General features: G+C 39.4%; 12 protein-coding genes. 11 read left to right on the top strand and 1 reads right to left on the bottom strand.

Going from position 1 to position 14240, the window contains the following annotated elements; all coding sequences use genetic code 11:
- The first annotated feature begins 166 nt into the window (after nucleotides 1-166).
- Nucleotides 167-793, top strand: coding sequence for a DUF3786 domain-containing protein (locus LJE09_RS02340; RefSeq protein ID WP_025578146.1), 627 nt, complete (start codon nucleotides 167-169; stop codon nucleotides 791-793).
- On the opposite strand, the gene LJE09_RS02335 is transcribed toward LJE09_RS02340, so the two are convergent.
- A complete protein-coding gene (locus LJE09_RS02335) occupies nucleotides 715-1362 on the bottom strand; it encodes a TetR/AcrR family transcriptional regulator (protein ID WP_055059333.1) in 648 nt (215 codons plus the stop codon). The two genes, LJE09_RS02340 and LJE09_RS02335, sit on opposite strands and share 79 nt — an antisense overlap.
- Nucleotides 1363-1530: 168 nt before the next feature.
- Here LJE09_RS02335 and LJE09_RS02330 point away from each other — a divergent pair, with 168 nt between their 5' ends.
- The 10 genes from LJE09_RS02330 to mraZ all read left to right on the top strand — a co-directional run bounded on the left by LJE09_RS02330 (nucleotide 1531) and on the right by mraZ (nucleotide 14233).
- Nucleotides 1531-2301, top strand: a complete 771-nt coding sequence (locus LJE09_RS02330) for an ATP-binding protein (RefSeq protein WP_055059334.1) — start codon at nucleotides 1531-1533, stop codon at nucleotides 2299-2301.
- 113 nt (nucleotides 2302-2414) lie between these two features.
- Nucleotides 2415-2591: a hypothetical protein gene (locus LJE09_RS02325; protein WP_172679286.1), complete on the top strand. Its 177-nt coding sequence runs from the start codon at nucleotides 2415-2417 to the stop codon at nucleotides 2589-2591.
- A gap of 146 nt (nucleotides 2592-2737) precedes the next feature.
- A complete protein-coding gene (locus LJE09_RS02320) occupies nucleotides 2738-3442 on the top strand; it encodes a LytR/AlgR family response regulator transcription factor (protein WP_055059335.1) in 705 nt (234 codons plus the stop codon).
- 23 nt (nucleotides 3443-3465) lie between these two features.
- Nucleotides 3466-4773 (top strand): ATP-binding protein, encoded by a 1308-nt coding sequence (locus LJE09_RS02315; RefSeq protein ID WP_227310944.1) that lies wholly within the window; start codon nucleotides 3466-3468, stop codon nucleotides 4771-4773.
- Nucleotides 4774-4952: 179 nt separating this feature from the next.
- A complete protein-coding gene (locus tag LJE09_RS02310) occupies nucleotides 4953-7814 on the top strand; it encodes a glycoside hydrolase family 3 C-terminal domain-containing protein (protein ID WP_227310943.1) in 2862 nt (953 codons plus the stop codon).
- A gap of 26 nt (nucleotides 7815-7840) precedes the next feature.
- Complete coding sequence (locus LJE09_RS02305; RefSeq protein ID WP_227310942.1) at nucleotides 7841-10279, top strand: glycoside hydrolase family 3 C-terminal domain-containing protein; 2439 nt, start codon at nucleotides 7841-7843, stop codon at nucleotides 10277-10279.
- Complete coding sequence (locus LJE09_RS02300; protein ID WP_055058146.1) at nucleotides 10276-10872, top strand: hypothetical protein; 597 nt, start codon at nucleotides 10276-10278, stop codon at nucleotides 10870-10872. Before LJE09_RS02305 ends, LJE09_RS02300 begins: the two co-directional genes overlap by 4 nt.
- Before the next feature lie 495 nt (nucleotides 10873-11367).
- A complete protein-coding gene (gene ychF, locus LJE09_RS02295; protein ID WP_008706507.1) occupies nucleotides 11368-12465 on the top strand; it encodes a redox-regulated ATPase YchF in 1098 nt (365 codons plus the stop codon).
- Nucleotides 12466-12485: 20 nt separating this feature from the next.
- Nucleotides 12486-13508, top strand: coding sequence for a prolipoprotein diacylglyceryl transferase (gene lgt / locus LJE09_RS02290; RefSeq protein WP_227310941.1), 1023 nt, complete (start codon nucleotides 12486-12488; stop codon nucleotides 13506-13508).
- 293 nt (nucleotides 13509-13801) lie between these two features.
- A complete protein-coding gene (mraZ, locus tag LJE09_RS02285; protein WP_020993618.1) occupies nucleotides 13802-14233 on the top strand; it encodes a division/cell wall cluster transcriptional repressor MraZ in 432 nt (143 codons plus the stop codon).
- Nucleotides 14234-14240: the final 7 nt, after the last annotated feature.

Here is a 14240-nt window from a genome sequence, read left to right as displayed (position 1 = left end):
TTCTGGTTTGTCTAAAACATTTCAAGTTCTCAACAGTTCTTTTCAATGTGTTGAGAAACGGTGCATATTTATTATTTTGATGATTGTAAATAATATAATTACAACTATAATGAAATTTAAAGGAAAAGTCAACACAGATACTATAAATATTCACAAAGGAGAACTTATGGAATACAAAAATCAAACAGAAAATCGTGCATTTCAGGAAATGTTGCAGGCAGCAGTAAAACGGCTGCAAAATCGTTCCGGAGAGGATATTGCTGCAAAAAGTGGGGCTGTTTTTCATAGTAGCCGAAATGTGCTTGAAGTACTGAGTTTTTATGAAACGATTGAAATTCAACTCCCTGAATTTTGTATTAACTCAGACATGGACGAATGGCATTATCTGACATTGCTGCATTATCTGGATATGGCTGATGGAACAGAAGGTTCACAGAAACTCATTACTTTTGGTAATCTGAAAGATGGATTGATTCGAGGAACCAAGTTTGACCGGACTGCAGAGCAGAAACTGGAAAAGCTTTTGCAGGATAAAGATCCTGAGAAAATTCAGAAAGCATGTAAAAACCTGGGTGCAGAATTCACAGAGACAAAGGCGGATCTGTGTGCTGTTTTTCCAGTTCTGCCAAGATATCCGGTAACTTTAAAGATATGGTTTGCAGATGAAGAATTTCCTGCATCTGGCAAAATATTTCTTCAGGATCATGCCGATCATTATCTGAGTGTAGAAGATGCGGTAACAGTTGGAGAAATTTTGCTGCAAAAATTATCGGAAGCATTTTCTTCTCTCTGATCATGAATCAGAAAACTTTCCAGCCCGGATTTGATAAATTTGTCAATTGTTGTCTGAATCTGTTTCCAGTCATTACAGTGATTGCGGAGCATCAGTCTGTTGATGGAAAGGCAGCCATTCATTTGAAAATAAAAAACCGATTCTGCCTGTTCAAAGGTTAGGAGGCTGTGTGACATAAGCCAGGTCACATAGCCTTCTTTTGCATTTTCTGCTAATTTTTCCAGAAGAATAGGGGCAATTGTATCATCCAGAAACAGTGCCCTGTATTGTGATTCCATCTGTATTTTCTGACAGAACGGATAGGAACAGCTTTTTTGATTTAGACAGAATAAATGATCCACAGTTGTTAACATATCCTGAGTCATATCATTAAGAATATCTGATAATACATCATAGATATCGTAGTAATGAAGATAAAAAGTGCCACGGTTGATTTCAGCATTTTTGCAGATCTCTGTAACTGTAATTTTCGTAAAACTTTTCTGATTTAACAATTCTAAGAACGTATCTTTTATGGTTTGCCTGGTATAGCGGGTACGGCGATCTTGTTTTCTCGTTTTTTCTGACATTATATACTCCTGTATTAGTTAGTATCATATGATTTCTCAACAATTTTTCTGATGTGTTGAGTAACCATACAAATCTCACGGATTGATTATTGTAATTTATATAGTAACAACTATAATAAGGTTTAAAGAAAAAGTCAACAGATTGTTCAGAATTTTAGGAGGAAAAACATGGGACATGTAATTGCAGTATCAGGAAAAGGTGGCGTAGGAAAAACAACTCTTTGTGGATTGTTGATCCAGTATTTATGTGAAAGCGGAAAACGTCCGGTTCTGGCGGTGGATGCAGATGCAAATGCAAATTTGAACGAAGTGCTCGGTGTTGAGCCGGAGGTCACACTTGGGGAGCTGAGAGAAGAAATTGAGCGGGCAGGCATAGACCCACGATATCAGATTCCCTCCGGTATGACAAAACAGGCATATCTGGAAATGCGTCTTTCTGATGCGATTGCAGAAGAAGACGATTATGATTTGATGGTAATGGGACGAACCCAGGGACAGGGCTGCTATTGTTTTGTAAATGGCCTTGTGCAGACCCAGGTTCAGAAACTGCAAAGTCATTATCCATATATTGTGGTTGATAACGAAGCAGGTATGGAACATATCAGCAGAGGAATCCTGCCAATGATGGAAGTTGCTATTCTTGTAAGTGACTGTTCCAGAAGAGGTGTTCAGGCAGCCGGACGTATTGCAAAGCTGATGAAGGAGTTAAACTTTAAACCACAGAAAACTGGATTAATCGTGAATCGTGTTCCGGATGGAAAACTGGATGCCGGAACTCTGGAAGAAATCCGAAATCAGGGACTGGAACTGTTAGGGGTTGTACCACATGATGACCAGGTATATCAGTATGACTGTAATGGAAAGCCGATCATACAGCTTCCGAAAGATTCTCCTGTAAGAAGTGCACTGGAAGAAATTGTAAAGAAGCTAGGACTGTGAGAGAGGGAGGTTCTCTTTATGATTTCAGCCAGACAGCAGTAGATGAGATAAAAAAATAAAAGAAAAATTAGGTTAAGAAAATAATAGAATATATACAGGAAAAAGGTGAAAAGATGGGATTTTTTTCAGGATGTATGGATGCCAGAAACATGACTTCAATTGAAGAAGTTAAATGTCCGAAATGTAGTGCAGATATAGAAGTATTTGTGAGAGATGGAAAAACAGTTGGCGACAGTGTATGCGATAACTGTGGATATACGATAAAAGAAAACCAGATTATACAGCTGTAATTTGTAATATTACATCCACTTGACTCAGGAATGAAGCAGTGATATACTAAAACAAAAGTTATTTATAAAATAACAGTAAAAACCTGGAACTATATTGTGCGGGATTGAACAGTTATAAAGAATGCAATTCTTGTGGAGGGTATGGGATGATACAGATTGCAATTGTGGAAGATGAAGAAATTTATGTAAAACAATTAACAGAGTATATCCGGAAATATCAAACGGAAAGGGGAAGATCAATAAAGGTTACGGTATTTGGTGATGGAGAAGATATCACTGAGAATTACAGTGGCGGTTTTGATATTATTCTGATGGATATTCAGATGCGGTTCATGGACGGTATGACAGCAGCAGAAAAAATCCGTCAGATGGATCAGAAAGTAATTATCATGTTTATTACAAATATGATTCAATATGCAGTACGTGGATATGAAGTTGATGCAATGGATTATGTAGTAAAACCAGTTGAGTACTTTTCTTTTTCGCAGAAACTGGATAAAGCAGTTGGACGTATGCGCTCTGAGGTTAAAGAATTTCTTACGATTCCCATTGGGGAAGGAGTTGTAAAGATAGATATAGCAGATATCTATTTTATTGAGGGGCAGAGACATAATGTAATTTATTATACTTCGAGAGGAGATTACTGTTCAAGAATTACGATGAAAGAACTCGAAGAAAAACTTACGGTACATAATTTTTTTCGATGTGCAAAGGGATATCTGGTAAATATGAATCATGTAGAGGGATTTGTTGGTTCTGATTGCGTGATCCATAATGTGCATATACCTGTCAGCAGAACCAGAAAAAAAGAATTTATGAATCTGCTTCTGCAAAACATCAATATGGAATGATTTCATGTGAAATGGAGGATACTATGTTATATCAGGATATTCCAAGAATTTATACAGCAATAGCAGAGTGGGGATCATGTCTGGTTTATCTTTATATCCTAAAAAAAGAAAACATGAAATCTGTACATTTTTTTACAGGCAGTCTTTTCGTGTTGGCAATGCAGAGTATTTTTCTGACTTTGACAGGCAGCGTAACTGAAATTTTGTGGATTCCCTGTATGATGATCGCTGCAGGTATGATGTATGGATTTCTTATGGTCGGAGGAAATATGAAGCCTCTGGGAGCGGCTTATTGCTGTGCCCGTGCATTTGTTCTTGCAGAGTTTGCAGCTTCGCTGCAGTGGCAGATGGTATCTATTGTACAGGCATGGGGGAATCAGAGCCTCGGGGTTGAAATTCTGATTACGATGGTTGTTTTTGGAGGCTGCTTTACTATTGATATTTATTTAGAAAAAGATCTTCTGAAGCAGAATTATCTTGAACAGATGACAGTAAAGGAAGTAGTAGCGGCGGCAATCATGGCTGTTGCAATCTTTGCTTTTAGTAATCTGAGCTTTTTAAATGAAAATGCACCATTTGCGAGCAGAGAACGTGCAGATATTTTTTCTATCAGAACACTGATCGATTTTGGAGGAATTGCAATCCTGCATGCTTATCAGAGCAGGATCAGTGAGTATGTTGCCGAGAAAGAACTTTCAGTAATGAACGTGATGCTGAAAAGCCAGTATGATCAATACCGAAATTATCAGGACAGCCTGGATCTCATACAAATGAAATACCATGATCTGAAACACCAGATAACGGGACTTCGTGCGGAATCAGATGAAGAGAAACGAAAAAAATGGATTGATTCCATGGAAAAGGAAATCGCTGCTTTTGAGAATATAAGCAGAACGGGGAATCAGGTACTTGATACGATTTTGGCAGCTAAGATTTTCCATTGTCGAAAAAATCATATACAGATTACCTGTGTGGCAGATGGAAAATTATTGGATCATATGCATGTAACAGATATATGTTCTATATTTGGAAATGCTTTGGATAATGCGATTGAACATGTAATTTTAATTCCAGATCCGGAAAAAAGACTGATCCATCTGACAGTATCCGCTCAAAAAGGATTTGTGTTCATCAAGATAGAGAATTATTGTGAAGCAGAAATTTCCAAAAATGAAGAGGATCTGATTACAACAACAAAAAAGGATAGTAAAAACCATGGTTTTGGATTGAAGAGTATTCGTAAAGCTGTAGAAAAATATGATGGTTCTGTAGTATTTGGAGTACAGCAGAACTGGTTTGAATTAAAGATTCTTTTACCCAGAGTATTGTAATGCTCTGGGTATTTTTGTTGCCAAGCATACGACAGGTCCGGTGGACCTTTTTTAGTATTTTGTGCCATATTTGCTGCATCTTGTGCCAAAAACGGCACGAAATAATAACCATGTTATAGTAATGTCAACAGGAAATGATACCTGAAAAAGGCGAGAGAGTCAAAGGAGGAAAAAAGAGAATGATCAGTGTTGAAATGGAAGATGTTCTGGCGGTATTACAATTATGCAAACCGTATATTATCGGTATTATTGCTGCACTTGTAATTGGAATCGTAATTATGATCGCATGCCGCAGGATGTCCAGGGGCAAAAGATTTCTGATAAGAGGAGAAGCTGCGATCGCAATGGTTCTTGCAGTTGTTGTCTGCGTGAATATGATCTGTTTTGGACCAATGTCTACGTTGATTGGACTGGCAACGGGAAATGGAACTTTAAGCGATGAAACAAATGAAGAAGCTGCGGAAGTAGCAGAAGAAATTATGGAAGATGGAATTGTTCTTCTGAAGAATGAAAGCCTGCTTCCTTTAAATGAAACAAAAAAACTGAATATTTTTGGCTGGGAATCTATTAATCCGGCTTATGGAGGAGCTGGTTCCGGTGGAATTAATGATCTGTATGATATTGTCAGTCTGAATCAGGGACTTGAAAATGCCGGATTTTCTATTAACCAGGAACTGGTTGATTTTTATAACAATTATGGTGCAGATAATCCGGAAATGTCTATCCAGAAACAGAGCTGGACATTACCGGAGCCACCTGTAGATACTTACAGTGATGAGCTTATTAAAAGTGCGAAAGAGTATTCTGATGTGGCAGTTGTGGTTCTTTCCAGAAAAGCAGGTGAAGGTCATAATGATATTCCTATGGATGTAAGAAAAGCAGCATATGATAATAATTCAGATGAATATGATGATTTTCCTGAGGGAGAGCATTATTTACAGCTTTCACAAACTGAGAGAGATATGGTAGATATGGTTTGCTCAAACTTTGATAATGTGATTGTGGTTTATAATGGAGCAAATCAGTTTGAACTTGGTTTCGCAGATGAATATCCTCAGATTAAATCTGTTGTATGGTGCCCCGGAACGGGAAATGTGGGATTTAATGCACTTGGTAAAGTATTTTCAGGTGAAGTCAATCCTTCCGGAAAAACACCGGATACATTTATTTATGATATGACGACTGCTCCGTGGTGGAATAATGCAGAAAAAACGGAGTATACAAATCTGGCAGATATGGCCGTTGAAGGAATGAACGCAGGAACTGCGCAGGTGTATGCTCCGGCATTTACCAATTATGTGGAAGGTATTTATGTAGGATACAAGTACTATGAAACAGCTGCACAGGAAGGTGCGATTGATTACGATAAGACTGTACAGTATCCATTTGGATATGGTCTGAGTTATACGGAATTTGAACAGAAAATGGGTGAACTGGAGGAAAAAGATGGACAGATTTCTGTAGATGTAGAAGTAACCAACACAGGAGATGTTGCCGGAAAAGATGTAGTAGAAGTGTATTATAAACCGCCATATACAAATGGGGGAATTGAGAAATCTTCTGCAAATCTGATCGAGTTTGCAAAAACAGATCTGCTTCAGCCGGGAGAATCTCAGACTGTTACAGTTACATTTAGTATAGAAGATATGGCCTCTTATGATGAGAATAATGCAAAAGCATATGTTCTTGAAAAAGGCGATTATGTGATTTCTATCAACAGCGATTCACATACTGTGCTGGATCAGAAAACTTATACTGCAGATAAAGATGTAGTATATAAGGGCGAAAATAAAAGAGCATCAGATGATACTGCAGCAACAAATGTATTTGAAGATGCAAAAGGAGATATAACATATCTGTCACGTGCGGATCATTTTGCAAATTATGAAGAGGCTACAGCAGCACCGGCATCTGCAGAGCTGGGTGAGCCATATGTTTCTGAATATCATCTGAACAGCAACTTTGATAAGACTACATATCTCAATGATGAGGATGTAATGCCGACAACGGGAGCAGATAATGGACTTACATTAGCTGATATGCGTGATGCTGATTATGACGATCCTCGTTGGGAAAAACTTCTGGATCAGCTTACTGTTGATGAAATGGCAAATATGATTGCAATGGCTGGTTATCAGACAGCAGCCATGGATTCTGTGGGAAAAGTGGCTACACTTGATTTCGATGGACCAGCAGCAATTAATAACAACTTTACAGGAGTTGGTTCTATTGGATTTCCAATTGAAGTTGTGGTTGCTTCCACATGGAATAAGGAACTTGCACAGGCCTGGGGTGAATGCATGGGCAAGATCAGTCAGGAAATGGGTGCAGAGGGCTGGTATGCACCAGGTATGAATACTCATAGAACCGCATTTGGAGCAAGAAACTATGAATATTTTTCAGAAGATGGAGTTCTTGCAGGAAATATGGGTGCAAATGCAGTAGAAGGTGCAAGAAAATATGGAGTTTATTCTTACATTAAGCATTTCGCACTGTATGAAGGAAATGCAAAGATGGTAAGTGTCTGGTCAAATGAGCAGGCAATCCGGGAAATCTATCTGAAACCATTTGAAATTTCTGTAAAACAGGGTGGAGCAAATGCGGTTATGGTTTCCTGGAGCTTCCTTGGAGATAAATGGACTGGAGAAAGCAGTAACCTTATGAATACAGTTCTTAGAGATGAATGGGGATTCAGGGGAATGGCGCTTACAGACTTCTTCCGAAACAATGGTCATGGATTTATGAATGCAGATGCAGCTTTGGCAAATGGAGTAGATGTAATGTTGTCCACATTCAATGGAGAAGAGAACAATGTAGCCAATCCGGAGCATCCGACATCTGTACTTCAGATGAGAAATGCCTGCAAAAATGTCATGTATACAGTTGTAAGCAGCTGGGCTTATGACGGAGAACACGAAGAAACAGGTATGGAAAACTGGAAAAAAGCAGGAATTGGTATCGACATTGTAATAGCACTTTTCATGGCAGGAATGGAAGTACTGGTAATCAGAGGATATAAGAAAAGAAAGAATGCTGAATAAAGATGAAAGTGGGATGGAAAACAGTTATGAAACAGCAAAAATTGGTTGAAAAGATGACAATAGAAGAAAAGGCAGCAATCCTCAGTGGAAAAACTGTCTGGCAGACCAGAGAAATTGACAGGCTTTCCATCCCGTCCATCTTTCTTTCAGATGGACCGCATGGAATTAGAAAGCAGGCAGGGGCAGGAGACCATCTGGGACTGAATGCATCCCTGAACGCAACTTGTTTCCCCACAGCAGCAACGATTGCAAACAGCTGGAATCAGGATCTGGGGGAAGAGATTGGACAGGCTCTTGGAGAGGAAGCAGCAAGTATGGATGTAAATATCCTGCTTGGTCCTGGATTAAATATTAAAAGAAGCCCGTTATGTGGAAGAAATTTTGAATATTTTTCAGAAGATCCATATCTTTCCGGGAAGATGGCAGCGTCATATATTCGTGGAATACAGAGTAAAGGCGTTTATGCCTGCCCGAAGCATCTGGCGGTTAACAGTCAGGAACTTCGGAGAATGGCAATGGACGCAGTTGTTGACGAACGGGCATTAAGAGAAATTTATCTGACCGGTTTTGAGATAGCTGTTAAAGAAGGACACGCAAAAGCAATCATGAGCAGTTACAACCAGATTAATGGGATTTATGCTAATGAGGACAAACATCTTTTGACAGATATCTTGCACAAAGAATGGGGATTTGATGGAATTGTAGTAACAGACTGGGGCGGAAGCAATGACCATGTGAAAGGTGTTGCTGCCGGCTCAAATCTGGAGATGCCGTCCTGTGGGTACGATTCTGCAAGAGAAGTGATTGCTGCTGTCCGAAATGGAACGCTGAAGGAAGCGGATTTGGATGAAAGAGTTGGAGAACTGGTGGATGCAGTGATGGAACTGACATCAGGGAAGAAGCTTTCAGATAAAAACTTTGACAGAAATGCACATCATCAACTGGCAAGGAAAGCAGCAGCAGAAAGCATGATTCTTCTGAAAAATGAAAAACAGATTCTTCCGCTGGATACAAAAAAATCCATCGCTGTTATTGGAGATTTTGCTTTTTCACCCAGATATCAGGGGGCAGGGTCTTCTATGGTCAATCCAACAAAAGTAGAAGATATGTCATCGATTTTGCAACAATATGATCTGAATATTCTGGGGATGACAAGAGGCTATCAGAGAAATGGAGATGTAGATGAGAATGATAGAAAGTTTGCATTAAATTTGGCCATGAACGCAGATATTGTGATTTTCTGCTTTGGTCTTGATGAGATCAGTGAATCAGAAGGACTGGATAGAACCCATATGCGTATTCCGCAGAATCAGATAGATCTTCTGCAGGATATCAGTAAAGTGAATGAAAATATTATTGGAATACTGAGTGCAGGATCTGCGATAGAAATGCCATGGCACACCTGCTGCAAAGCGATTTTGCATGGCTATCTGAATGGACAGGCAGGCGCTTCTGCAACATTGGATATTCTGACCGGAAAAGTGAATCCATCAGGAAGACTGGCAGAAACATATCCCATATCTTATGAACAGACACCGGCATTCCGATATTATCCAAGTAATGAGAAAACATCGGAATACCGAGAGAGTGTTTATGTGGGATATCGCTATTATGATACTTCAAAAGTCCGGGTGCAATATCCATTTGGCTTTGGGCTTTCCTATACGGAATTTACATATTCTGATCTTATCATAGAAGAGGATGGAATCAAAGTTTCGGTTACCAATACAGGTGACAGAGATGGAGCAGAGGTTGTTCAGATGTATGTAGGACTTCCTAATGCAATCGTGTTCCGACCGGAAAAAGAACTGAAAGGTTTTGTAAAAGTTTATCTAAAGGCAGGAGAAAGCAGACAGCTCAGGATTCCGTTTGATGATAAGACATTCCGTTATTGGAATATAAAAACGGGACAGTGGGAAATAGAAACAGGAACTTATCAGATTATGGTAGGAGCCAGTGTTGCAGATATTCGTTTAACAGGTATGACTGAGAGAATAGGAAATAGTAAAGGGTATCCGTATAATCCGTCAAAAATGCCTTACTATTATACAGGAATCGTGCAGAAAATATCAGATGAGGAATTTCGTGAACTTCTTGGCCATGAGATACCGAACGGAAGATGGAGTGGAAATCTGGGAATCAATGATGCAATCTGTCAGATGTATTATGCAAAAAGCCGACTTGCAAGGCTGATATATAGATATCTCACAAAAATGAAAAAGAAGAGTGAGGCACAGGGAAAGCCGGATCTGAATATTCTTTTTATTTACAATATGCCGTTTCGGGGGATTGCCAAGATGACCGGCGGAGCAGTCAGTATGGAAATGGTATATGGAATTGTCGATGCTGTGAATGGCCACTTTATGCTTGGAGTAAAAAAAGTAGTTGGCGGATATTTCAGAAACAGAAGAAATAATAAGAAATATGAAAAATTATTAAAAGGAGCCGGAGGGAAGTGCAGATGAATCATATAAAAAATATATGGAAATGTTTTGAAGAGAAACATGCTACTTTTGCAAAATGGCTTTATCAGATATTCTATTTTGTTATATTCAGTCTGGGCGTGACAGTATTCCAGTATCTTGTATTTACATTTTTACCAGGAATTTTGGGAATTGGTCTGGCTGGTACAGAATTTATGTGGCCAAAGGTTTCCATGAATCTGTTTGGAGTAAAATTTACATGGAGCTTGCTGGGGTATAATGTATTGCGTGATGCAACGGGGAATATACTGATCGGTGGTGGACTTGGCTATTTTATCAGTTATGAATTAGGGTCATTTCTTGCACAGTGTATCAATTTTCCACTTCAGAGAAATATTACTTTCAAAAGCCATGGAAATCCTGTATATCAGGCAATCTGGTATTTTATTGCATGGGTGGTAATTTCACTGATTTGTAATGGATTTAATAATCTGTGGATGCCAGTTGCATCTGCATATGTGGCACCGGCAGTCTATAACATGCTTGTGACAATTATCACAGGTGGAGTTTCCATGGTGATTTTTTTCTTTGTGTTTAAAATTATTTTCCCGGAGGGGAAGGCTGAATCTTTCTGATAAACTGCGGAGCAGTTATTCGGTTATGAGCAAGTAGCAAAGCGGATTGTGAATATCCGCTTGACTAAGGCATTTACCTGAAATAGGTGAGTGCTTTTTTGTTTTCAAGTATTCTATAAGAGGCTGTATTTATGCCCTTCATCTTTTGAATATGTGTAAGGACATTTTTGAGCCGGCATAAAAATGATTTTTACAATAATTAGAAATAGAAATGAGGCGAGAGAAGAATTTGAAAAATTCATTTCGAAAAGTGTGGAAATATTAGCAGGAGATGAGATGAAAATGAATATTCACAAAGATAAGATGCTATGGTATAATACAAAGTACTGTATTAGGACTTCTGATGAGAGAAGCTGAAATATGGGAAAAGATTTAAAAGGCAAAGAGCTTGGATTGTGAATATCCACTTGATTGTCATTTGATATGTTGGTCAATCAAAGATTTAGCTATTGGACTGGGATAAAATCAAAGGATTTATAGGAGGAAATATAAAAAATGAAATTAGGAATCGTCGGATTACCCAATGTTGGAAAAAGTACATTATTTAATTCATTGACAAAGGCAGGCGCAGAATCTGCAAATTATCCGTTCTGTACCATTGACCCTAATGTAGGTGTTGTTACAGTGCCGGATGAGAGACTGAAGCTTCTCGGAGACTTTTATCATTCTAAGAAAGTGACACCTGCTGTAATTGAATTCGTAGATATTGCAGGACTTGTAAAGGGAGCATCCAAAGGAGAAGGCCTTGGAAACCAGTTCCTTGCAAATATCCGTGAGGTAGATGCAATCGTTCATGTAGTCCGCTGCTTTGAAGATTCCAATGTTATCCATGTAGATGGAAGTATTGATCCTATCCGTGATATTGAAACTATTAATCTGGAGCTGATCTTCTCAGACCTTGAGATCCTTGAGAGAAGAATTGCAAAAGTTACAAAAACAGCACGCATGGACAAAGAGGCTGCCAAGGAGCTTGATTTCCTTCAGAAGGTAAAAACACATCTGGAAGATGGCAAGATGGCAATCACTATGGAAATGGAAAATGAAGATGAAGAAGCCTGGATGTCTACTTATAATCTGCTTACCTGGAAGCCTGTGATCTATGCAGCAAACGTAGCAGAAGGAGATCTGGCTGATGACGGTGAAAGTAACAGCCATGTACAGGCAGTGCGCAAATATGCGGCAGAGCAGAACAGTGAGATTTTCGTTATCTGTGCAGAAATCGAAGAAGAGATCTCTGAACTGGATGATGATGAGAAGAAAATGTTCCTGGAGGATCTGGGACTGACAGAATCAGGACTTGAGAAACTTGTAAAAGCAAGCTATCATCTCCTTGGACTGATGAGTTTCCTTACTTCAGGTGAGGATGAGACAAGAGCATGGACAATTAAAATCGGAACAAAGGCTCCGCAGGCAGCAGGTAAGATCCATACAGATTTTGAGCGAGGATTTATTAAAGCTGAGGTTGTAAATTATCAGGATCTTCTGGACTGTGGTTCCTATGCAGGTGCCAGAGAGAAAGGTCTTGTAAGAATGGAAGGTAAAGAATACGTTGTACAGGATGGAGATGTGATCTTATTCCGATTCAATGTATGATGAACAGGTGATTTATGGAAATGTCGATACGTTTTCCGGGACTTGGCCTGGTCTTTGATTATGTGCCACGCTCATTTCAGATATTTGGAATGGAATTTACCATATATGGAGTACTGATTGCTGTGGGTGCTCTTCTTGGAATGGGACTTGTGACACTTGAAGCGAAACGAAATGGGGAAGATCAGAACAGGTATCTCGATATGATGCTTATCTCCCTGCTGGTTTCAGTGGCAGGTTCCAGATTATTTTATGTGGCTTTTTCATGGGGATTTTATAAAGAAAATCTGAATGCCATACTGGACTTTCGAAATGGTGGTTACGCTTTATATGGTGGTCTGCTCTTTGGATTTCTTGCGGCAGCGGTATTTTGCAGGATTACCAAAACGTCATTCTGGCAGAGTGCCGATATTGCGTGTCCCGGAATACTTCTGGGACAGGCTATAGGGCGCTGGGGTAACTTTTTTAACAGAGAGTCTTTCGGAGAATATACAGATCTGCCATGGGCAATGCAGATACCGGTTTCAGCTGTGCGGTCAGGAGAAGTTTCGGGAGCAATGAGAGATAATCTGCTGACCATAAATGGGATTTCATATATTCAGGTTCAGCCGATTTTTCTTTATGAAAGTCTGTGGTGTCTGCTGTTATTTCTGCTGTTGATGGCCATGCGCCGAAAAAAGAAATATGAAGGCGAATTGTTTATGATCTATCTGGCAGGTTATGGTCTGGGAAGGTTTTTCTTTGAATGGTTCAGAACAGATAAGCTTTATATTCCGGGGACAAAAGTGGGGATTTCGCTGGTAATTTCCGCTATATTATTTGCTGTTTTTATGCCTGTAGTGATCATACGCAGAGTGATGGCACAGAAAAGAGATACTATACGCCGGCAGAGGAAAAAAAGATTTCTGGATGAGTCAGTGAAAGAAAAACAGATGTTTCCTGAGACTTCTGAAATGAAACCGGAACCGGAAATCCGGCCGGAGATGGATGAACAGGTAAAGCCAGATGTGGGAACTTCTCCCACAAATTCAAAAGAAGAACAGTAAAAAAACATATATCTGAAAGATAAGTGGGTTGAAAGTGGAAATTCAACCCACTTTTTGTGTATAAAAGCCCATTTTTCTCGTAAAAATAAGGTTGTTTCATAAATGTTAACAGAGTTCTAAATTTTAAAAATCTTTTTCTCCCCCTTGTTTTTTCAGCCTAAATAGTTTAGAATAAGCACATAAGTGGTAGAAAGTGGTGAATAGTGGTGGTGAGTGGGGAATAACGGCAGAGTCCATTACCACCTGAGAAATCTGAAGGGGAGATTCAGATTTTGCGAGAGTAGGTGAGTAACATGTTCATGGGAGAGTATAACCACACGATCGACGCGAAGGGGCGTCTGATCATTCCTTCTAAATTCAGGGAGCTCTTAGGGGAAGAGTTTGTTCTGACAAGAGGGCTTGATGGCTGTCTTTACATTTATCCGATGGATGAATGGGAATCCTTTGAAATGAAGCTCAGATCTTTACCACTTACAAATAAAAATGCCAGAACTTTTTCACGATTCTTTGTAGCTGGAGCAACTACATGTGAACTGGACAGGCAGGGACGAATCCTTGTACCGCAGACACTGCGCGAATTTGCCGGTCTGGAGAAAGATGTGGTTCTGACAGGTAATCTGAACAGAATTGAAGTTTGGAGCAAAGAAAAATGGAATGAGATCTGTGATTATGATGACATGGACAGCATTGCAGAGAGCATGCAGGACATGGGAATCACAATCTGACAGGTCT

Origin of the sequence: Blautia sp. DFI.3.45 (assembly GCF_020593505.1) — a bacterium.
In the GTDB taxonomy this organism is placed as follows: domain Bacteria; phylum Bacillota; class Clostridia; order Lachnospirales; family Lachnospiraceae; genus Blautia_A; species Blautia_A wexlerae.
This window is presented reverse-complemented; position numbering and strand designations above follow the sequence as displayed.

Coding starts and splice junctions, on each gene's coding strand:
- LJE09_RS02340 (WP_025578146.1), top strand. CDS start 167: ATGGAATACAAAAATCAAACAGAAAATCGTGCATTTCAGGAAATGTTG.
- LJE09_RS02335 (WP_055059333.1), bottom strand. CDS start 1,362: ATGTCAGAAAAAACGAGAAAACAAGATCGCCGTACCCGCTATACCAGG.
- LJE09_RS02330 (WP_055059334.1), top strand. CDS start 1,531: ATGGGACATGTAATTGCAGTATCAGGAAAAGGTGGCGTAGGAAAAACA.
- LJE09_RS02325 (WP_172679286.1), top strand. CDS start 2,415: ATGGGATTTTTTTCAGGATGTATGGATGCCAGAAACATGACTTCAATT.
- LJE09_RS02320 (WP_055059335.1), top strand. CDS start 2,738: ATGATACAGATTGCAATTGTGGAAGATGAAGAAATTTATGTAAAACAA.
- LJE09_RS02315 (WP_227310944.1), top strand. CDS start 3,466: ATGTTATATCAGGATATTCCAAGAATTTATACAGCAATAGCAGAGTGG.
- LJE09_RS02310 (WP_227310943.1), top strand. CDS start 4,953: ATGATCAGTGTTGAAATGGAAGATGTTCTGGCGGTATTACAATTATGC.
- LJE09_RS02305 (WP_227310942.1), top strand. CDS start 7,841: ATGAAACAGCAAAAATTGGTTGAAAAGATGACAATAGAAGAAAAGGCA.
- LJE09_RS02300 (WP_055058146.1), top strand. CDS start 10,276: ATGAATCATATAAAAAATATATGGAAATGTTTTGAAGAGAAACATGCT.
- ychF (WP_008706507.1), top strand. CDS start 11,368: ATGAAATTAGGAATCGTCGGATTACCCAATGTTGGAAAAAGTACATTA.
- lgt (WP_227310941.1), top strand. CDS start 12,486: ATGTCGATACGTTTTCCGGGACTTGGCCTGGTCTTTGATTATGTGCCA.
- mraZ (WP_020993618.1), top strand. CDS start 13,802: ATGTTCATGGGAGAGTATAACCACACGATCGACGCGAAGGGGCGTCTG.